This is a genomic window from Vibrio fluminensis (genome assembly GCF_015278125.1).
Lineage (GTDB): Bacteria > Pseudomonadota > Gammaproteobacteria > Enterobacterales > Vibrionaceae > Vibrio > Vibrio fluminensis.
On record NZ_JADILO010000019.1, the window covers coordinates 48392 to 69054 of the forward strand.

Annotated in this window: 16 protein-coding genes; 3 read left to right on the forward strand and 13 right to left on the reverse strand. The window is 46.4% G+C overall.

Features of this window, described 5'->3' with window-relative positions; translation table 11 throughout:
- The first annotated feature begins 33 nt into the window (after positions 1-33).
- The gene (locus IRQ95_RS13595; RefSeq protein WP_194437441.1) at positions 34-645 is read left to right on the forward strand and encodes a TIGR04211 family SH3 domain-containing protein; all 612 of its coding nucleotides are present in this window, start codon (positions 34-36) and stop codon (positions 643-645) included.
- Positions 646-691: 46 nt separating this feature from the next.
- On the opposite strand, the gene IRQ95_RS13600 is transcribed toward IRQ95_RS13595, so the two are convergent.
- Both IRQ95_RS13600 and IRQ95_RS13605 read right to left on the reverse strand, forming a co-directional pair.
- Complete coding sequence (locus IRQ95_RS13600; protein WP_194437442.1) at positions 692-1477, reverse strand: general secretion pathway protein GspB; 786 nt, start codon at positions 1475-1477, stop codon at positions 692-694.
- Positions 1477-3090, reverse strand: a complete 1614-nt coding sequence (locus tag IRQ95_RS13605; protein WP_194437443.1) for an ExeA family protein — start codon at positions 3088-3090, stop codon at positions 1477-1479. The genes IRQ95_RS13600 and IRQ95_RS13605 overlap by 1 nt, the downstream gene beginning before the upstream one ends.
- Positions 3091-3173: 83 nt before the next feature.
- Here IRQ95_RS13605 and IRQ95_RS13610 point away from each other — a divergent pair, with 83 nt between their 5' ends.
- Entirely contained in the window at positions 3174-4385 is a 1212-nt protein-coding gene (locus IRQ95_RS13610) for a multifunctional CCA addition/repair protein (protein WP_194437444.1), read from the forward strand.
- A 533-nt stretch (positions 4386-4918) separates the two neighbouring features.
- On the opposite strand, the gene eno is transcribed toward IRQ95_RS13610, so the two are convergent.
- From eno to rlmD, 5 genes are all read right to left on the reverse strand, one after another.
- Entirely contained in the window at positions 4919-6217 is a 1299-nt protein-coding gene (gene eno / locus IRQ95_RS13615; RefSeq protein WP_194437445.1) for a phosphopyruvate hydratase, read from the reverse strand.
- An 84-nt stretch (positions 6218-6301) separates the two neighbouring features.
- Positions 6302-7939 carry a CTP synthase gene (gene pyrG, locus IRQ95_RS13620; protein ID WP_194437446.1) on the reverse strand — a complete coding sequence of 546 codons (1638 nt, stop codon included), beginning with the start codon at positions 7937-7939 and terminating at the stop codon, positions 6302-6304.
- A 216-nt stretch (positions 7940-8155) separates the two neighbouring features.
- On the reverse strand, positions 8156-8944 hold the full coding sequence (gene mazG, locus IRQ95_RS13625) for a nucleoside triphosphate pyrophosphohydrolase (protein ID WP_194437447.1): 789 nt from the start codon (positions 8942-8944) through the stop codon (positions 8156-8158).
- A 398-nt stretch (positions 8945-9342) separates the two neighbouring features.
- Entirely contained in the window at positions 9343-11562 is a 2220-nt protein-coding gene (gene relA, locus IRQ95_RS13630; RefSeq protein WP_194437448.1) for a GTP diphosphokinase, read from the reverse strand.
- A gap of 86 nt (positions 11563-11648) precedes the next feature.
- Complete coding sequence (rlmD, locus tag IRQ95_RS13635; protein WP_194437449.1) at positions 11649-12968, reverse strand: 23S rRNA (uracil(1939)-C(5))-methyltransferase RlmD; 1320 nt, start codon at positions 12966-12968, stop codon at positions 11649-11651.
- 195 nt (positions 12969-13163) lie between these two features.
- On the opposite strand from rlmD, the gene barA reads away from it, so the two are divergent.
- Entirely contained in the window at positions 13164-15953 is a 2790-nt protein-coding gene (gene barA, locus IRQ95_RS13640) for a two-component sensor histidine kinase BarA (RefSeq protein WP_194437450.1), read from the forward strand.
- 77 nt (positions 15954-16030) lie between these two features.
- On the opposite strand, the gene acpS is transcribed toward barA, so the two are convergent.
- From acpS to lepB, 6 genes are all read right to left on the reverse strand, one after another.
- Complete coding sequence (acpS, locus tag IRQ95_RS13645) at positions 16031-16411, reverse strand: holo-ACP synthase (RefSeq protein WP_194437451.1); 381 nt, start codon at positions 16409-16411, stop codon at positions 16031-16033.
- Between the two features lie 3 nt (positions 16412-16414).
- Entirely contained in the window at positions 16415-17146 is a 732-nt protein-coding gene (gene pdxJ, locus IRQ95_RS13650) for a pyridoxine 5'-phosphate synthase (RefSeq protein WP_194437452.1), read from the reverse strand.
- Complete coding sequence (gene recO / locus IRQ95_RS13655; RefSeq protein WP_194437453.1) at positions 17143-17868, reverse strand: DNA repair protein RecO; 726 nt, start codon at positions 17866-17868, stop codon at positions 17143-17145. The genes pdxJ and recO overlap by 4 nt, the downstream gene beginning before the upstream one ends.
- A gap of 100 nt (positions 17869-17968) precedes the next feature.
- Positions 17969-18946 (reverse strand): GTPase Era, encoded by a 978-nt coding sequence (era, locus tag IRQ95_RS13660; RefSeq protein WP_194437454.1) that lies wholly within the window; start codon positions 18944-18946, stop codon positions 17969-17971.
- Complete coding sequence (gene rnc, locus IRQ95_RS13665; protein ID WP_194437455.1) at positions 18939-19616, reverse strand: ribonuclease III; 678 nt, start codon at positions 19614-19616, stop codon at positions 18939-18941. Before rnc ends, era begins: the two co-directional genes overlap by 8 nt.
- A 93-nt stretch (positions 19617-19709) precedes the next feature.
- On the reverse strand, positions 19710-20606 hold the full coding sequence (gene lepB, locus IRQ95_RS13670) for a signal peptidase I (RefSeq protein ID WP_075649689.1): 897 nt from the start codon (positions 20604-20606) through the stop codon (positions 19710-19712).
- Positions 20607-20663: the final 57 nt, after the last annotated feature.

The window sequence follows — 20663 nt, forward strand, 5'->3', positions numbered from 1 at the left end:
CCTGAAAGCTTGATGACTGTTAAAGGATTTACCGTGAAAAAATTGGTTCTAATGATCTTTACGCTAATCATTGCAGCACCTTCTGCAATGGCGCAAGATCGCTATATCTCTGATAATCTATTTACCTACATGCATTCAGGTCCGAGTAATCAGTACCGAATCATTGGCAGCGTGGATGCAGGTGAAAAAGTAAAACTGCTTTCTACTAATAAAGAAAATGGCTTCAGCGAAGTGGTTGATAACCGCGGCCGTAAAGGTTGGGTATCGAGCAAATTCGTGACTGCACAAGAAAGTATGACCACGCGTTTACCGCGCCTTGAAAAAGAATTGACTGAAGTAAAAGCGAAATTAGCAAACGCGAACGAGAATGCTGATAAAGAAAAAGCTGGACTAGTAGATTCTCTGGAAACAAGTAACAGCCAGATTTCTCAGTTGAAGAAAAGCAACTCAGAAATGAATCAGCAATTACTAGCATCGCAATCAGAAGTTCGTGATCTGCGCGCTAAGCTAGATACGCAAAAAGATGACCTACTGATGAAGTACTTCACTTACGGTGGTGGCGTTGCAGGTATCGGTTTACTGTTAGGCTTAATTCTTCCACATGTAATCCCACGCAGAAAACGCTCTCCAGCGGGCTGGGCATAAGCAGATATCAATAAGGTCACCACTTGGTGACCTTATTACTTTCTAGCTAACCTTGCCAATCATACAGCGCTGGAACTTGGATGCGCTGGTTATCAAACTCGATAACACAAGCTTGCGGTTCTATCGACACCAACTTCACCCCATCCGCCAGCCAACTCCCCTCTTGGAATTCGGTGTTATTCACTTTCACCCAGCGCTTGTTCGGATTTGACGAATAAACATGAGTTTGAAAGTTTAGAGCCGGTAAACGCCCCGCCCACAGATTCGCATCATTCGTTAACAGTGACTGAGCGAACACATCGTCTGACGTTGAGGCGGATGACTCTGATTCCATTGCTGACTGAAGGAGCTGGGCAACATCAGGTGATAACGTTGAGAAATCAATCCCCTCTAACAAATCATCTTGCTCGTCAGAAGCAACCGCTGGTCCAGTTTCGGCGCTCGATGATGCATTGATAAGCGCAGCTTCAGGTTGTATCGCTGCTGTTGAAGCGACAGAGGCTGGAATCCTTGTTACCGGTGCGACTAACTCTCGTTGGGTATCTCGCAAGACTCCAACGTCAGGATAACTCAGTGCTTGGATCGGCTGAGAAAACTCAACGACTTCCACTCCACCAACATTCTCCGCTAACCAATTATTCCGCATTTCAATATATGTCATCCCTGAAACAACAAGGGAAGCAGTCATGACAGGTAAGACAACTAAGGCTGCACACTTGCCCCATCCGCCACCAGCTTTAATCTGTTGGGTCGGCTGAAAGCTAGCGTGACGAGAATGATGAGCTTGATACCCTTGCTGCGACTCTTCTAACGATTGAATTAAGTTCGCCATTAGATACCCTCCAAAACCGTTAAATGTGGTGCGCTGTCATTCTGAGCTAACCACTCGAGTCGTCTGAGAGTCTTTGCTCCTGCAATACCATCAACACTCAAGCCTTGCCAACGCTGAAACATACTCACTTTATCTCTTAGATCACTACCGTAAGTGTTCTCAGCGGACGCAGGCAATTCGAGCACCTTTGAAAGCTCTGCATCTAAACTGATGACTTGATTACCAACTACACCAGGCTTAAGCGTATCCGTCCACAAGCGCTGCCAGATAAGATGATAATCACCATGCCATATCTGATTAAGCCAACGGCGTTCGAACTCAACTCGCTGACTATCAATTAATAGCTGCACCCTTTCTGGCGTCGCTCGGTACAACACAGCAAAACGCGGTTCACCTTTAAACTCTAAGCTTAAGACGACGGGTAAATTACGCTCCAATAATTGGTCGAAATCACCTTGTAAACTCGCACAATCAAATCGAGAACTATCACTCGTTTCACACATTTTGTCGACCACAGAGGCACGGTAACCCCACGCATAATAGAGCTCATTTAATCCATCAGCGAGTGATGACGGCCTCTCTAATAATTCCGCTAATTCACTAGGAAACACCTCTTTGCGCTCCACCACCAAAGGCTGCTCAGGGTAGGTCTGCTGCAGCTGCGCTTGAATTGGCGCAGAAATATAACCGGGTAAGTAGAACCAGCTCGCGCTAGCTAATGCCAGACCTAGCGCAGTTGAAGCGGCATACTTCAACTTCTGACTAGCCTGAGGACGCTTGGTCACATGAGCCTGATAGAAAGCGGGCTGAAAACTCATGACCTCTTCACACGCTTGATTGACTGACTGTGTGCTTGGTTGTTGTTCGCCAACTTGATAGGCACGCTTCAATGCCGCATCACACACCAAATTAATCAGGCGCGGGATACCCAAAGTCGCTTGAGCAATGAGCTTTAAGCATTTGGCAGAAAAGAGTTCACTATTGCCTCCTGCGAGCTGTAAACGAAATTGGATGTACTTGGCGGTTTCATTACTGTCTAAAGGCAGCAAATGGTAGCGACCAGTAATACGTTGAGCGAGCTGACGCAATTGCGGCATCTGTAATTTTTGCTGCAATTCAGGCTGGCCAATCAAAAGTACCTTAAGTAACTTTCTCTGCTCCGTCTCTAAGTTCGTCAGCAAACGGAGCTGTTCTAGCACTTCGGCAGACAGGTGCTGAGCTTCATCAATGATAACTAAAGTCTGTTTACCATCACGGTAACTCTCAAGTAAAAACTGTTTGATCGTATCAGTCAGTTGCTTAATCGAAGCTTGCTCAACATAAGGTAAGCTAAACTCATCGCAGATCGCTTGTAAAAGCTCTAGGCTAGAAAACGTCGGGTTGAGAATCGAGCCTATCTGGGTCGAGCTATCGAGTGCCTTCACCATTGCTTTTGATACTGTGGTTTTACCCGTACCAACTTCACCAGTCAGCATAGCAAAGCCACCACCGTCACCTAGCCCAGCTTGCAGGTGATAAATGGCTTCTTTATGACGCTGACTTAAATAGAGAAAACGTGAGTTAGGAACAATCGAGAAAGGTAGCTCAACAAATCCGAAATGATGGTTATACATGACACTAGTCGCTGGGAATTTATTGGTAACGAAAGTACCATTGCCTACTACAATAGGCAATGATGATAGTGAGTGAGAACAAAGTGCAAAAATACCTTGTTGGCGGTGCAGTACGCGATCAACTGCTCAATCTCCCAGTGTATGACAAAGACTGGGTTGTCGTTGGCGCAACCCCTGAACAAATGTTGGCGAAAGGCTACACGGCAGTGGGGAAAGACTTCCCAGTATTCTTGCACCCAAAGAATAAGCAAGAACATGCGCTGGCACGAACCGAGCGAAAAACCGGTTCAGGTTACACTGGCTTTCAATGTCATTTTGCACCTGACGTCACATTAGAAGATGATCTCATGCGACGCGACCTCACCATCAATGCGATGGCGCAAGATGAGCAAGGCAATATCATTGACCCCTATCATGGTCAACAAGACCTAAACAATCGCATTCTAAGGCATGTTTCAACGGCTTTTGTTGAAGACCCACTGCGAGTGCTTCGCGTCGCTCGCTTTGCCGCTAAGCTCGCACATCTCGGCTTTAGCGTCGCGCCAGAAACCATGGCATTAATGGCTCAAATTGTTGCGGATGGAGAGCTTGAACATCTCACCGCAGAGCGCGTTTGGCAAGAGTGGCATAAATCCCTATCGACGCAAGATCCGCAAGTGTTCCTTTCGGTATTGCGCGAATGTGGTGCACTCAAAGTGGTATTGCCGGAAATTGACCGTCTATTTGGCGTACCGCAGCCCGAGAAGTGGCATCCAGAGATTGATACTGGTGTTCATACCTTAATGGTGGCGAAACAAGCCTCACTGCTTTCTGAATCGACTTCGGTAAGATTTGCCGCTCAAGTGCATGACTTAGGCAAAGGCGTTACGCCACAAAGCGAATGGCCAAGCCATAAAATGCACTGCCATACCGGGCTTAAAATCATTAAATCGTTATGTGAGCGCGTGCGTGTGCCCAACGAGTATCGCGATCTCGCGCTAATGGTGTGTGAGCAGCACTCTAATATCCATAGAGCGGCTGAACTAAAACCCGCAACCAAGCTCAAGATCCTCAACAAATTCGATGTGTGGCGCAAGCCAGAACGCCTCAATGATATCTTGCTTTGCTGCATGGCCGATCATCAAGGTCGCAAAGGTCTTGAGCATATCGACTATCCACAAAAAGCGATTTTCGAAGCCGCTTTTCAAGCTGCCTTAAGCGTGCAAGTACAAGAGATCATCGCTGATGGTTTTAAAGGTGCCGCGATTCGTGAAGAGATGGAAAAGCGCAGGGTTGAGACGATAGCGAGCGCATAGGGATGCGGGATGCGGGATGCGGGATGCGGGATGCGGGATGCGGGATGCGGGATGCGGGATGCGGGATGCGGGATGCGGGATGCGGGATGCGGGATGCGGGATGCGGGATGCGGGATATTTTGTCTTTTAGAGAACAAGTTGAGTCAATGGTTTTTACTAATTGAGAGTGTGCCTCAAACCTTACGATCCTCACCCGTGAATTGGGGATCTATCTTAAACTTCACCAAATACAAGATTCCCTACTCGTGCTAACGCACTCTATGGAATGACAAACTTAACGCTAGCACTAAATTCGATTCCGTATTCCGTAAGCACAGCGTTCCGTAGGGCGAAGCTCGTTCCCATATCCGTAAGCGCAGCGTTCCGTAGGGCGAAGCCCGTTCGCAAATCCCGGAGCAAAGCGCTCCGTAAGGCGAAGCCGTTCCCATATCCGTAAGCGGAGCGTTCCCAATTCTCAGTTCTTCAGCACAAAAAAAACGCCCCACCGAGGTGGAGCGTTTCAAAGCGTTAAGCTAATAACTTAGAAATCTAAATTATTGACCTTTAACTTCTTTAAGACCGTTGAAAGGAGCGCGCTCACCTAGAGCTTCCTCGATACGGATAAGTTGGTTGTACTTAGCAACACGGTCAGAACGGCTCATAGAACCAGTCTTGATTTGACCTGCAGCAGTACCTACCGCTAGGTCAGCGATAGTTGCATCTTCAGTTTCGCCTGAACGGTGAGAGATTACAGCTGTGTAACCTGCGTCTTTAGCCATCTTGATTGCAGCTAGAGTCTCAGTTAGAGAACCGATTTGGTTGAACTTGATTAGGATAGAGTTAGCGATGCCTTTCTCGATACCTTCAGCTAGGATCTTAGTGTTAGTAACGAATAGGTCGTCACCAACTAGTTGAAGCTTGTCACCTAGAAGTTGAGTTTGGTGTGCGAAACCAGCCCAATCAGACTCGTCTAGACCGTCTTCGATAGAAACGATTGGGAACTTGCTAGCTAGGTCAGCTAGGTAGTGGTTGAACTCTTCAGAAGTGAAAGTTTTACCTTCGCCTTTCATGTTGTAGATGCCAGCTTCTTTGTCGAAGAATTCAGATGCTGCACAGTCCATAGCTAGAGTAACGTCTTTACCTAGTTCGTAACCAGCAGCTGCAACAGCTTCTGCGATAACTTCTAGAGCTTCAGCGTTAGACTTAAGGTTTGGAGCGAAGCCACCTTCGTCACCAACTGCAGTGCTGTAGCCTTTAGACTTAAGAACTTTAGCTAGGTTGTGGAATACTTCTGCACCGATACGTAGAGCTTCTTTAAGAGTCTTAGCACCAACTGGTTGGATCATGAACTCTTGGATGTCAACGTTGTTGTCAGCGTGCTCACCACCGTTGATGATGTTCATCATTGGTAGAGGCATAGAGAACTGACCAGCAGTACCGTTTAGCTCAGCGATGTGCTCGTATAGAGGCATGCCTTTAGCAGCAGCTGCTGCTTTAGCGTTTGCTAGAGAAACCGCTAGGATTGCGTTAGCACCAAACTTAGATTTGTTTTCAGTACCGTCTAGTTCGATCATCACTGCGTCGATTGCAGCTTGGTCTTTAGCGTCTTTACCAACTAGAGCTTCAGCGATTGCGCCGTTTACAGCTTCAAGAGCTTTAAGAACACCTTTACCTAGGAAACGTGATTTGTCACCGTCACGTAGCTCAAGAGCTTCGCGTGAACCAGTAGAAGCGCCAGATGGAGCAGCTGCCATACCAACGAAACCGCCTTCTAGGTGTACTTCAGCTTCAACAGTTGGGTTACCACGTGAGTCGATGATTTCACGACCTAGAACTTTAACGATCTTAGACATTAATGTTTCCTCTCGTATAAATATAAATGTCGAAATTAAAGGGCAGTCGCAAACCTTCGCAACTGCCCGTATCCTTTTTACTTCTTACTTCAATTCACCGCGCGAGTTTTCTCCCGCAGCTTTTACGAAACCTGCAAACAATGGGTGACCATCGCGAGGAGTCGAAGTGAACTCTGGGTGGAACTGAGCCGCTACAAACCATGGGTGAGCTGGGTTCTCAATCATTTCCACTAGTTTCTTGTCCGCTGATAGACCTGATACTTTCAGACCTGCTTTCTCGATTTGCGGACGAAGATTATTGTTCACTTCGTAACGGTGACGGTGACGTTCATGAATCGTCGCGTTACCGTATAGTTCACGAGCTTTAGTACCTTTCTCTAGGTGACATAGCTGTGAACCCAGACGCATTGTACCGCCAAGGTCAGATGTTTCAGTACGTTCTTCAACTTTACCTTCTGCATCTACCCATTCAGTGATTAGACCAACCACTGGGTACTTAGTGTCTTTATTAAATTCTGTTGAGTGTGCGCCTTCCATACCCGCAACGTTACGCGCGTATTCGATCAGTGCCACTTGCATGCCTAGACAGATGCCAAGGTAAGGAACTTTGTTTTCGCGTGCATATTGTGCTGCACGGATCTTACCTTCGATACCACGGTCACCGAAGCCACCTGGTACTAGGATTGCGTCTAGACCTTCTAGAACTTCAGTACCTTTAGTCTCTACATCTTGAGAGTCTACATACTTAATAGTGACGCTTAGACGATTTTTCAAGCCTGCGTGTTTCAATGCTTCGTTTACTGACTTGTAAGCATCTGGTAGTTCGATGTATTTACCGACCATACCGATAGTTACTTCGCCCGTTGGGTTCGCTTCTTCGTAGATTACTTGTTCCCACTCAGAAAGGTCCGCTTCTGGTGCGTTGATACCGAAACGAGCACAAACTAGGTCGTCTAGACCTTGAGACTTGATAAGTTGAGGGATCTTGTAGATTGAATCTACGTCCTTCATTGAGATAACGGCTTTTTCTTGCACGTTACAGAATAGCGCAATCTTCTTACGCTCGTTTGCTGGGATCATACGATCGCTGCGGCAAACTAGGATATCTGGTTGGATACCGATTGATAGCAACTCTTTTACTGAGTGCTGAGTCGGTTTAGTTTTCACTTCACCTGCTGCTGCAAGGTAAGGAACTAGAGTTAGGTGCATGAACATTGCGCGTTCACGGCCGATTTCAACCGCTAACTGACGAATCGCTTCCATAAATGGTAGTGACTCGATATCACCTACCGTACCACCAACTTCAACGATCGCTACGTCATGGCCTTGAGAACCATTGATCACGCGGTCTTTGATTGCGTTTGTGATGTGAGGGATAACTTGGATAGTTGCACCTAGGTAGTCACCACGACGCTCTTTAGCTAGAACGTCTGAGTAAACACGACCTGCTGTAAAGTTATTACGCTTAGTCATCTTAGTGCGGATGAAACGCTCGTAGTGACCAAGGTCTAGGTCTGTCTCTGCGCCGTCTTCTGTTACGAACACTTCACCGTGTTGAGTTGGGCTCATAGTGCCTGGGTCAACGTTGATGTAAGGGTCAAGCTTCATCATAGTCACTTTAAGACCACGAGCTTCAAGAATAGCTGCAAGAGATGCTGCTGCAATACCTTTACCTAGAGAGGATACAACCCCGCCAGTAACAAAAATGTAATTTGTCGTCATGTTTAACCTGAAATTGGTTGAATGAGGGAAAATGGATTTCTTCTGGACGGGATGCAAATATACCAGAAGCCCCTTACCGCCACAACGTGAAATCTATCACACCACTATTAATTATTTTTTGCTTCAAATCAAAGTGAATGATTCAGATTAATTAAACTTGTAAATGGGATGAGTCAAATTTATCCCAATTACGCTCAATTACAGCGCTATATCTCGCTATTCCTGCTTAATTTTTTGCCAAAACTGTTCTAATTCATCCAAACTATAATCTGATAATTTTTTTCCGTTTTGATAAACTTTTTCTTCCACACCAGCAAAACGACGAGCAAATTTAAGATTCGCTTTCGCTAAAGCGACCTCAGGATTGGTATCCAGATGTCGTGCTAAATTGACCACAGCGAACATTAAATCACCTAATTCAAGCTCAACGTTCTCGTGTTGGCTGTCAGCAAGCATCGACTCTTGCAATACTTCGTCTAACTCTTCACGTACTTTGTCAGCGACTGGCCCGAGTGAGTCCCAATCAAATCCATAGCGTGCACACTTCTTTTGTATCTTTGTAGCACGCATTAAAGCAGGTAGAGAATTTGGTATTGAGTCTAGAATACTTTGCTCTGATTTGCCTATTTGAGCCTTCTCTTTTGCTTTCTCTGCTTCCCAATTGGCGTTAATGGCCTCATCTGACTCAAACTCAACACCAGAGAAAACATGAGGATGACGACGAGTCAGCTTCTCATTAACGGTTTCTACCACCTCAGAAAAATCAAACAATCCCTGCTCTTTCGCCAACTGGCTGTAGAAAATCACTTGGAACAATAGATCACCCAGCTCTTCTTTCAGATTCGACCAGTCTTGATTATGGATCGCGTCCACCACCTCATACGTTTCTTCAATGGTATGCGGTACGATGGTGTCAAACGTCTGCTTACGATCCCACGGACAGCCCTTCTGGGGGTCACGCAGCGTCGCCATGATCTGTTCTAACTGTTCAATTGGATGACTCATGATTCTTCTCCTCTGCACGCCTGTTGTACGAGCAGCTAATAAACAAAAAGGTGAGCAGCACAAACCACTCACCTTGAATTTTTTCTATCGCGTAACGCTAAGTCGTAGCCACATGCTTTTTATTTGCTGTCGCAGCTAAACAGCCAGTTTAAATATCACCATTCTAACTATTTTTCTAAGTAGTTGACTGTTAGCTCGCACAGTACATCTTTTTCGCTATAGATTTGGCATCGTAGCTAGGCAGCCAATAAAAAAATCACCACTCTAACTATTTTTCTAAGTAGTTGGCTGTTAGCTCTAGGCGGCTAGTTGATTTCGGCTCCTGAACATAGTCCACTATGTGATGGAGCGAAATCAACTTAGACAACAACGAGATACAGCCAAATACGACGAAAAATTTAGCCGAGGCGTTTAACTAGCATCACATCTTTAATCTGCTCAACCCGACTAATCAAACGATTCACCACCTCAATATTGCTGACCTCTAGATCAAAATCTAGGATCGACAATTGGTTGCGGTAATCGACGCGGCTCTTCATGCTGTTTACTTTCACCTTTTCGTTGGCAAACAGAGTGGTGATCTCTTTAAGAAGACCACTGCGCTCCATTGCCTCGACACGTAGGGTCAGCATGTAGGTGCCTGCAAAACCGGCGCCCCAGACGGTATCTATGATACGTTCTGGCGCGTGATGACGCAGATCATCAAGCTGTTCACAATCGGCTCGATGTACTGAAATACCGCGTCCTTGGGTGATGTAACCTTTGATTTCATCCCCTGGAATCGGTTGGCAACAGCGCGCTAGGTGTGTCATCAGGTTATCCACCCCTTCAACCACTACGGCATCTTTGTTTGGACGGGTTGGTGTGGATGGTTTGTTCTCTGCTTCACGCAACTTCTCGAGCGCTTGCTGATCTTCTTCCTCAGCAGTGGGTTTGTTTACCAGTGCATTGATGTGATTGATGATTTGGTTGATGCGCAAATCACCACTACCTACACCGACGAATAGCTCATCAGAGGTATTCATGTTGAAACGCTTGAGCGCATATTGTTCGGCATCTTTCAGTGTTGCACCGATTTTCGCCAGCTCCTGCTCGAGGATCTCACGGCCTGCTTCGAGATTTTTCTCACGGCTCTGTTTACGGAACCAAGCGTTAATCTTGGCACGCGCACGCCCTGAGGTGACAAACCCTGTTGATGGATTTAACCAGTCTCGCGAAGGGTTGGGCTCTTTCTGGGTGATAATTTCAACTTGATCGCCCATTTGCAGTTTATGGGTAAATGGCACGATGCGCCCACCAACCTTGGCGCCGATGCAGCGGTGGCCGACCATAGAGTGGATGTGGTAAGCAAAATCGAGTGGTGTTGCACCCATTGGCAGGTCGACTACGTCGCCGCGTGGCGTAAAGGCGTACACGCGATCGTCGAATACTTGGCTACGCACTTCATCAAGCATTTCGCCCGAGTCTGACATCTCTTCTTGCCAATCCAGAAGTTTACGCAACCAAGTGATCTTCTCATCGTAACCACTGCGGCCGCTGCCACCTTCTTTGTATTTCCAGTGTGCTGCTACCCCTAATTCAGAATCTTCGTGCATGTCTTTAGTACGGATCTGAATCTCGATGGTTTTACCTTCCGGTCCTAAGACAACGGTATGAATCGACTGATAACCATTTGGTTTTGGGTTAGCAACGTAGTCGTCAAACTCGTTTGGCAGGTGCTTATATTTGGTGTGTACTACGCCAAGCGCGGCGTAACAGTCTTGCAGTTTGTCGGCTATAATACGCACGGCACGAACATCAAAAAGCTCATCAAACTCTAAGCCTTTTTTCTTCATTTTGCGCCAAATACTGTAGATATGTTTTGGGCGGCCACTGACGTCTGCATTGATACTTGAGACTTTCATCTCTTGGAGAAGATCATCAACAAAATCTTTGATGTATTGCTCACGGACAATGCGACGCTCAGATAACTGTTTAGCGATTTGCTTATAGGTTTCAGGCTGTTGGTAGCGGAAAGCGTAATCTTCGATTTCCCACTTAAGTTGACCGATACCAAGACGGTTCGCAAGTGGCGCATAAATATTGGCACACTCTTTTGCTACCGCGCGACGTACTTCGTCTGGGGCTTTTTTCACTTCGATAAGGTTGCAGATACGCTCTGCCAACTTGATGACTACGCACCGGAAGTCATCAACCATTGCCAGCAGCATACGGCGCACATTATCGACTTGAGCAGACGCAGCACTACCCTCTAGGGTCACGTTTAATTGACCTAGTGCCGCCATCTCTTCGACACCATCAATCAATTTGATGATCTCGTTACTGAAATCTTCTTCAAGTTTCTCGCGCTGCAACGCGCCACTGGAAACCAATGGGAACAGCAACGCTGCAATTAGCGTTGGTTTATCCATCGATAACGTAATCAAGATCTCAATCATCTCTCGACCACGCCACAGCAACAGTGGAGCGTTCTCGTTACCTTGAAGGTATTGTTCACACTGATGATAAACTTGTGTTAAGCGCTGAGCAGTTTGTTGTTCCTGCTTTAAGCTAGTAATCCACTTATCTAGCTCAAACTGTTCATCTTGATTTAAATGCGCGCTTCTTACCGCAACCATCTTTTTCGTCCTAGTAATGATTTTTATCTACCGACTAACCATGTCTTATAGGCTATCACAGCCTGTGTTAGTTCACTTTTATTTACCTAGCGCATGACAAATAATGCCATTGACTCAAGGTGTCCCGTGTGAGGGAACATATCTAGCATACCGAGTTTCTCCAACTGGTAGCCTTGTTCTAGCAAGCTTTGGCTATCTCGTGCCAATGTAGCAGGATTACAAGAAACATATACTACACGGCGTGCGCCTAAACTAGAAAGTTGCTCTACTATACCACTTGCGCCAGCTCGAGCTGGATCGAGCAGTATCTTATCAAATTTTTCACTGGCCCATGGCTGTGTTGACATATCTTCAGCCAAGTTTGCTTGGTAGAACGATACATTGTCTATCTGGTTAACTTGAGCATTTTGCGTCGCTTTTTCCACCATTGCATCGACGCCTTCCACGCCGACCACCGATTTAACCTGCTTTGCCATCGGCAAACTGAAGTTACCTAAACCACAGAACAAGTCGAGTACGTGGTCTTGTTTATCAAGCTCCAGCCATGCTAGCGCCTGTGCCACCATTTTCTGGTTCACCATTTGGTTGACCTGAATAAAGTTATTCGGCGCAAATGGGATCGTGACCCCCGCCTCAAGGTAATGCGCCTCTTCACCCACCACTAAATCCAACTGTTCCGCCTGCGGCATCAAGTAGAGCGCAGCCTGGTGTTGTGAGGCAAAGCTTTCTAGTTGCTGCTGCTCTTTGTTGGTCAACGGCTTTAAGTGGCGCAACACAATTACGTTAGTGTTATCGCCTTTCACCAGTTCAACGTGACCAATCGATTCCTGACGGCTAAAGCCTTGAAGTAGTTGATACAACTCTGGCAACATCGCATTAAGGTCATTATCCAATACTGGGCAATTGGTTACCGTGACAATCTGCTTGCTTTGCTTACGGCGAAAACCAAACTGCAGTTTGCGCGTTTTCTTATCCAGCATCACACTGATACGTGCACGACGACGGTAACCCAAACTTTCACCTGTGATAGGTGAACTTAGCTCTAGTGTTTGTCCGGCAAACTTACGCATCAACCCTGACAAGGCCTGTTGTTTGTATTTTAGCTGCGCAGGTTCTTCGAGGTGCTGTAAGTTACAGCCACCACACTCATGGTAATGAGGGCAAAATGCTTTGATGCGTTCAGAACTGGCGGTTTGCACTTTAATCAAGTTAGCACGAGCAAATTTGCTCTTAGATTCGATCAGTTGTACCACAACCTGCTCGTTTGGCAGGGCACCTTCGATAAACATTGGTTTACCAGACTGATAAGCGATACCCACACCTTGGTGATCGATTTTTTCCACCGTAACTAGTTGGTGTTTGGTATCTAATTGAGTCTTCTTCTTTGGTTGGAAAAAACGCGCCATGCTCTGTGCCTGTAATGAATAACTTGATTTGCTCCTCAGACGTCACCTTTTCGCGTCTGAGTCATTGTTTGTGCCGCTTGGGTTGATTATGCTTATCATTTTGACGGCGAGTTTAGTTGATCCCCACAATTTGTTAATGGTTTGAATCAAACTTTGCTTATTTTCCCACATCCACACCACGATGTTTAGACAATAATGACCAGATATGGCTTACGCGCCCGCGTAATTACTCTTACTCTAGCGCCAACCCTCATCATTGGCTTACTTCTGAGCGCAATTTTCTCTTTTAACCGCTACCATGACTTGGAAAGACAGGTTATTAACTCAGGTCTAAGCATTATTGAACCGTTGGCAATCGCCAGCGAAGAAGGCTTAAAAAATAATAGCCGTGAATCAGTGCGCCGTATTATCAGCTATGCCCACCGTAAGAACTCTAAGTTTGTGCGCAGTATTGCGGTATTTAATTACAATCATGAGCTGTTTGTGACTTCAAACTTTCACCCAAGCTTTGAGTCTCTAACCTTTCCGCGCAATGAACCGATCCCGTTGTTGGTCACGTCAAACCTAACAGACAATACCCTGGTATTACGTGCCCCCATCATCAGTGAGTCAGGCATTTTGTCTAGCCCACGCGGCAAGGAAAACAACCCTGCTCTTGGTTATATTTCGATCGAGTTAGACCTTTCGTCACTTCGTTTACAGCAATACCAAGAGATCTTCGCGTCATTCTTAGTACTGTTAACCGGTCTTGGGCTATCGGCTTTCTTCGCCTTCCGCTTAATGCATGACGTGACTCGCCCAATTCGTCACATGAAAAATATGGTTGACCGAATTCGCCGTGGTCACCTAGATGTGCGTATCGAAGGTAAAATGCATGGTGAGCTTGATCAGCTGAAAAATGGTATCAACGCCATGGCGGTCTCGCTATCAGAATACCATGTCGAGATGCAGCATAGTATCGACCAAGCGACGTCCGATTTGCGCGAAACTCTCGAGCAGCTTGAGATCCAAAACGTTGAGCTGGATATCGCGAAAAAGCGTGCTCAAGAAGCAGCCCGCGTAAAATCCGAGTTCTTAGCCAATATGTCACACGAATTACGTACCCCGCTCAACGGGGTAATTGGTTTTACTCGTCAGATGCTCAAAACCAAGCTAACCAATAGCCAAACGGATTACCTGCAAACTATCGAAAAGTCAGCGAATAACTTACTGACTATCATCAATGACATCCTCGATTTCTCGAAGCTTGAAGCGGGCAAACTGGCACTAGAAAACATTCCATTTGAGTTCCAAGACACGCTGGAAGAAGTGGTCAGCCTACAAGCCACCAGCGCCCATGAAAAAGGGTTGGAAATTACACTTAAGATTGATCCGAAAGTGCCAAAAGGAATCGTTGGCGATCCACTACGTATCCAACAAGTATTGACTAACCTAGTTGGTAACTCGATTAAATTTACCGAGCGCGGCAATATCGATATCAGTGTCGAGCTACGCTCGCAAAAAGACGATCTCATCGAGCTACAATTTATGGTGCGTGATACAGGTATCGGCATTTCAGAGCGTCAACAAGCGCAGCTATTCCAGGCATTTAGTCAAGCTGATGCAAGTATTTCACGCCGCTATGGCGGGACCGGACTTGGTTTAGTTATCACGCAAAAACTGGTCAGCCAAATGGGCGGCGAAATCAGCCTAACCAGTCGCTTACACCAAGGTTCGACTTTCTGGTTTACCCTACGCCTGCATATTGCCGATATGCCAATGAGCGAACTTATCGAAGCAAATGTTCTTAACCAACGATCGCTATTGTTGGTTGAACCGAATATGCAAGCCGCATCGATTACTCGTCAAATGTTGGTGCAGTATGGTCTGGTTGTGACCTATCGATCTTCGATGCCTGAAGAAGTGGAAAAATTTGACTATGTGCTACTCAACCTGCCACCAAATCGCTCGAACGAAGTGACAAAAGTGGAGGCTTTAGTTGAAAAAGCACTGAAATGTGCGCCGCATGTGGTGGTGGGGACACCGAGTACGATGCTGGCACTGTCCGATCATCTGATCCAGAAGTACCAAATCCACTGCATCACTAAGCCATTGTCACATAAGAAATTGCTGCAAACGCTAGCGGCAAACCAAGAGAGCTTACCTGAGATCAAACAAGAAGTGGTGTTTAGCGAGCGATTACCACTGACTGTAATGGCTGTAGATGACAACCCTGCCAACTTGAAACTGATCAGCGCCCTGCTAGAAGAACGGGTTGAGACGGTAATTTCTTGTACTAATGGTCAGGATGCATTGCGACAAGCCCAGCAACGCAACTTTGATATTATTTTGATGGATATTCAGATGCCACATATGGATGGCGTCACGGCGTGCAGCAAGATCAAAAACACCTCGTTCAATGCCAAAACCCCGGTGATTGCAGTTACCGCGCATGCCATGAGTGGCGAGCGAGATCGTCTACTCAAAGCAGGCATGGATGACTACCTCACCAAACCGATTGAAGAGCATGTCCTGCAGCAAGTGTTAATGCACTGGAATCCGCACACGAATTCAAGCGAATTAGAAAAGCTCAACCTTCCAGCGCAAGGTGAACCAATTGTACAGACGCACAGCAACAATGCAGAACACAGCGACATGATCATAGATTGGCAGTTAGCACTGAAACAAGCTGCCAACAAAGAAGATCTTGCGCGCGATATGCTGAAAATGCTGATCGAGTATATCCCTGAAGTGAGTGATGTGGTTGAGCAAGCTCTAGAAGAATCAGAGTTCGACATCGAACAATTGATCCACCACGTACATAAGCTGCATGGCAGTTGCTCCTACTCTGGCGTGCCACGCTTGAAGAAGGTCTGTGCCGCCATCGAAAAAGCGTTGCGTTCAGGACAAAGCATTGAAGATATCGAGCCAGAGCTGTTTGAGCTGCAAGATGAAATGGAAAAGGTCAGCGCCAGTGCGCAGCCTTATTTAGAACCGCAAAACTAAGCGTTGATGGAATAATGTCGGCATAAAAAAGAGCGCGAGTATCGCGCTCTTTTGCTATCAAACGTTTGTAATTCAGGCTAATTCTCGTATATCACAGTCGCGACCGCGTATTGGCGCTCATCAGATATCGAAAGATGAATATGATTAACTTGCATCTTGGTTGCCAACTCTAACGCCTTATTGTTCAACGTCAGGTAAGGCTTACCCAGCTCGTCATTTGCGATGGTAAAATCGTGGAAAGTAACCCCCATCGCAATGCCCGTCCCCAGCGCTTTAGAGGCCGCTTCTTTGGCGGCAAATCGCTTAGCGAGGAAGCGCCCTTGCTGCTTTATTTGTGCAAAGCGAACCATTTCTTTAGGAGTAAGGATTCGCTCTGCAAAGGCAATACCCGTTCGAGCGAGGGCTTTTTCCACTCGCTCTATTTCCGCAATATCAGTACCTAAGCCTACAATTGCCATTGATTACTTACGCGCTTCTACCATTAGCGCTTTCATATCACGAACCGCTTTTTCAAGGCCATCAAACGCCGCTCGACCAATGATAGAGTGGCCGATGTTTAACTCGTAAAATTCAGGAATTGCTGCAATCGCCTGTACGTTATGGTAAGTCAAGCCGTGACCTGCGTTAACCGTAATACCAAGGCCTGCTGCATAGCTCGCACCGGCTGCAATTTTTTTCAGCTCTGCTTGTTGCTCTGCTTCTGTTTCTGCATCAGCGTAGTGACCCGTATGCAGTTCAATGAATGGCGCACCACACGCTTTTGCCGCATCAATCTGAGCACGATCTGCATCAATAAATAGTGATACTTTAATGCCTGCTTCCGTCAGTTTTTCTGTCGCGGCTTTCACTTTTTCAAAATGGCCCACTACGTCCAAACCACCTTCAGTGGTGAGCTCTTCACGCTTCTCTGGCACTAGACACACGTACTCTGGCTGAGTCTCAAGGGCGATTTCAACCATTTCATCAGTTACCGCCATTTCTAGATTCATACGTGTCTGTAGGGTTTCACGTAGGATACGTACATCGCGATCTTTGATGTGGCGACGGTCTTCACGTAGGTGCACTGTAATACCATCGGCACCAGCACGCTCAGCAATTTCAGCTGCGTGCACAGGATCTGGATACTTAGTTCCGCGTGCATTACGTAGCGTAGCGATGTGGTCGATGTTAACACCTAGGTAAATTGAGCTCATGTTCTAATACTCCGTGCTCGGGGAACCATTGAAAGAAATAGCTCCCTGCTTTTTAAAGGTTTGCCGCCGAGGTAAGGTTTCAACGCGATACGAGTAAAGCGCTTTGCGGCTTGTAATTGTTGCTTGGTTATAAATCTTCGTTCGCTTATCGCGATCAGTTCATCACCTTTGAACGTGAGATTATCAAGCCTGACCGATGCAATAAACCCTTTCTGATCACGATACCGATAAGTCATCGTCGGATCTATCGGTTCTCCGCTACCTGCGCAGTGTAAAAAATCAACACCGTAGCCCATTGCCGCCAAAAGCGCGAGTTCAAAACGTCTTAGCGCCGGTTCAGGATTATCCGCTTGAGCCAGTTCAGTGAGGGCATGAAGGTAATCATGGAACAGTCCTGGCATCGGTATTTCCGCCATCAATACCCGTCCAATCAATTCATTGACGTACATCGCTGAGTAGAGATTAATGCCGGTAAGAGGTAAGCCTAAACTGATCGGTTCTGCTTGGCGTAGGGTTTTCATCGAACCATTGCCCGACCATTTCAATAGCAGTGGCGTGAAAGGTTGCAGTGCCCCTTTAAGATTTGAGCGCTTACTGCGTGCGCCTTTGGACATGATAGTGACGCGACCGTACTCCTCACTAAAAACATCGAGAATTAAACTCGACTCACTGTAAGGGCGACGATGCAACACAAAACAACGCTGTAAACCTTCTGAGGACATAGGTACCTAAATTAAGTAGCAATAAGGTGTCGGATAACAAAAAGGAGCCTTACGGCTCCCTTAGTTTCAATTCGGAGCGAAGCACTCGTGCTTCACTCTATTATAAATCGTCGATATAGCCTAGAGAACGCAGAGCACGCTCATCGTCAGCCCAGCCCGATTTCACTTTCACCCAAGTTTCTAGGTAAACCTTACGACCGAACAACTCTTCCATATCAAGACGAGCTTCGCGACCGATGGTTTTGATTTTCTCGCCACCTTTACCGATCACCATTTTCTTCTGACCACTACGCTCAACTAAGATCAGCGCGTTGATGTGGAAACCGTCCGTTTCTGGGTTGTAGTCGAAACGTTCGATTTCAACCGTCACTGAGTAAGGCAGCTCTTCACCAGTAAAGCGCATCAATTTTTCACGTACAATCTCAGACGCCATAAAGCGCTGAGAACGGTCAGTCACATACTCTTCAGGGAAGTGATGTACCGCTTTTGGTAGGTGATCACGTACGTGCTTACGCAGTACTTCGATGTTCTTACCCTGTTTTGCTGAGATTGGCACAACGTCAACGAAGTCCATCTTCTTCGACATTTCCATCATGTGCTGCATTACATCATTGCGGTCATTAACTACGTCGACTTTGTTGACACACAGGACAACCGGGAAGTTAGCGTTGCGCAATTTGTTCAACACCATTTCGTCATCGTTGGTCCAGTGCGTACCATCAACAAGGAAGAAAACTAGGTTTACATCACTCAGCGATGAGCTTGCCGCGCGGTTCATCAAACGGTTAATCGCGCGCTTTTCTTCGATGTGTAACCCTGGGGTATCCACGTAGATCGCTTGGTAATCACCCTCAGTATCCACGCCCATAATACGGTGGCGTGTCGTTTGAGGTTTGCGTGAAGTGATCGAAATCTTCTGACCCAAAATTCGGTTCAGTAGCGTTGATTTACCTACGTTAGGACGTCCAACAATCGCGATAAAACCACAGTGTTGGTTTTCTGGCGAGTTGGTTACTTGCTCAGTACCCGACGCAAAATATGCATCGATATCAAATTCGTTGTTATCTGAATCAGCCATTGGTCAATTGCTCTAATGCCGTTTCCGCAGCCGCCTGTTCTGCCTTGCGACGACTGGTACCTTTACCAATTACAGGTGATCCGATACCTGCAACTTCACACGACACAGTAAACTCTTGGTTGTGTGCCTCACCTTTAATATTAGTCACTGTGTAGACTGGCAGAGGTTTTCTGCGACCCTGCAAGAACTCTTGAAGGCGAGTTTTCGGGTCTTTCTGCGATACACCTGGCTTAATATCGTCTAAGCGAGTTTGGTACCAGCTCAGCACAATGCCACGCACCGTTTCAATGTCGCTATCCAAATAGATAGCACCAATGATGGCTTCAACAGCATCGGCAAGAATTGAGTCACGACGGAAACCGCCACTCTTCAACTCACCTGGACCTAATTTTAAGTAATCTCCTAGAACAAATTCACGCCCCAGTTCAGCCAATGTGTTACCACGCACAAGCGTTGCACGCATACGGCTCATATCACCTTCGTTTACCTTAGGAAAACGGTGATAGAGATCATCAGCAATAACAAAACTTAAAATTGAATCGCCCAGAAACTCAAGACGTTCATTGTGTTTACCATTAGCACTGCGGTGAGTCAGTGCTAGATTGATAAGCTCAGCTTGCTTAAAGCTGTAACCAAGCTTTTTCTCTAGTATTGCGATTTGAGAATTCATACTCTCTCATTAATCAATTTAGTAATCTCAATGATCATTGCCGCTGCAATAAGATAAAAAGGCACCTAATTGCAGCGTCAAAATCAACGAAATTTAGTTAATCCCACCAATGCGGTTGAAACGCACACCTGTAGGAATCCAAGTCGGTAAAATGCTGTCGTCACTGCGCTCAAATTCAAAGCTTATCCAGATACCCACGGCTTTACCGACTAAGTTAGCTTCTGGAACAAAGCCCCAGTAGCGGCTGTCTGCACTGTTGTCACGGTTATCACCCATCACAAAGTACTGACCTTTTGGTACAACCCACTCATTGACACCCGGACGAGGCTGATAAGCTTCAATACGGTCACGACGTAGTGGATTGACGAGAATTTGGTGTTCTTGCTGCCCTAGTTGTTCGCTCATCTGCATCATAGGCACGCCATTTTGTACAAATGGGCTCTCTTCAACATTAAACAGTTTGACTGGTTTACAGCTATTTTCACCCGGTTTTTGAATACAAACTTGCTTGTCTTGGCTATAGCGAACGATATCACCTGGTAAGCCAACCACACGTTTGATGTAGTCAATGCTTGGCTGTGGCGGGTATTTAAATACCACAATATCACCACGCTCTGGCTTGCCCGTTTCAACCAGTTGCGTGCGCCATACCGGATCTTTTAGACCGTATGCGTACTTCTCCACCAAGATGAAGTCGCCCACTAATAGGGTCGGCATCATTGAGCCTGATGGAATTTGAAACGGCTCATAGATAAATGAGCGCAGCACCAATACCGCTGCAATTACAGGGAAGATCGAAACACTATTTTCTATCCACCAAGGTTGAGCTTTGACTTTCTCAATGGTCGCCGCATCCAACTCATTAGTTTGAGCTTCCACTTCCGCTAGCCTTAGCTGACGTTTTTTCGCAAACACGAGCTTCTCAAGCGCCCAAACCACACCAGTCACCAAAGTTACCAGCACGAGGATAAGTGAAAAAGTATTCGCCATTGACTTCCCTTACTTTCAAAAACGCGAAAGTGAAAGAGCCGAAACCCTTTCACTTAC

What these genes read in the sequence shown, in the direction of transcription:
- era (WP_194437454.1), bottom strand. Translation starts at nt 18,946, where the DNA reads ATGGCTGATTCAGATAACAACGAATTTGATATCGATGCATATTTTGCG.
- rlmD (WP_194437449.1), bottom strand. Translation starts at nt 12,968, where the DNA reads ATGGCGCGTTTTTTCCAACCAAAGAAGAAGACTCAATTAGATACCAAA.
- relA (WP_194437448.1), bottom strand. Translation starts at nt 11,562, where the DNA reads ATGGTTGCGGTAAGAAGCGCGCATTTAAATCAAGATGAACAGTTTGAG.
- mazG (WP_194437447.1), bottom strand. Translation starts at nt 8,944, where the DNA reads ATGAGTCATCCAATTGAACAGTTAGAACAGATCATGGCGACGCTGCGT.
- pyrG (WP_194437446.1), bottom strand. Translation starts at nt 7,939, where the DNA reads ATGACGACAAATTACATTTTTGTTACTGGCGGGGTTGTATCCTCTCTA.
- IRQ95_RS13600 (WP_194437442.1), bottom strand. Translation starts at nt 1,477, where the DNA reads ATGGCGAACTTAATTCAATCGTTAGAAGAGTCGCAGCAAGGGTATCAA.
- IRQ95_RS13605 (WP_194437443.1), bottom strand. Translation starts at nt 3,090, where the DNA reads ATGTATAACCATCATTTCGGATTTGTTGAGCTACCTTTCTCGATTGTT.
- acpS (WP_194437451.1), bottom strand. Translation starts at nt 16,411, where the DNA reads ATGGCAATTGTAGGCTTAGGTACTGATATTGCGGAAATAGAGCGAGTG.
- rnc (WP_194437455.1), bottom strand. Translation starts at nt 19,616, where the DNA reads ATGAATTCTCAAATCGCAATACTAGAGAAAAAGCTTGGTTACAGCTTT.
- barA (WP_194437450.1), top strand. Translation starts at nt 13,164, where the DNA reads ATGACCAGATATGGCTTACGCGCCCGCGTAATTACTCTTACTCTAGCG.
- eno (WP_194437445.1), bottom strand. Translation starts at nt 6,217, where the DNA reads ATGTCTAAGATCGTTAAAGTTCTAGGTCGTGAAATCATCGACTCACGT.
- recO (WP_194437453.1), bottom strand. Translation starts at nt 17,868, where the DNA reads ATGTCCTCAGAAGGTTTACAGCGTTGTTTTGTGTTGCATCGTCGCCCT.
- pdxJ (WP_194437452.1), bottom strand. Translation starts at nt 17,146, where the DNA reads ATGAGCTCAATTTACCTAGGTGTTAACATCGACCACATCGCTACGCTA.
- lepB (WP_075649689.1), bottom strand. Translation starts at nt 20,606, where the DNA reads ATGGCGAATACTTTTTCACTTATCCTCGTGCTGGTAACTTTGGTGACT.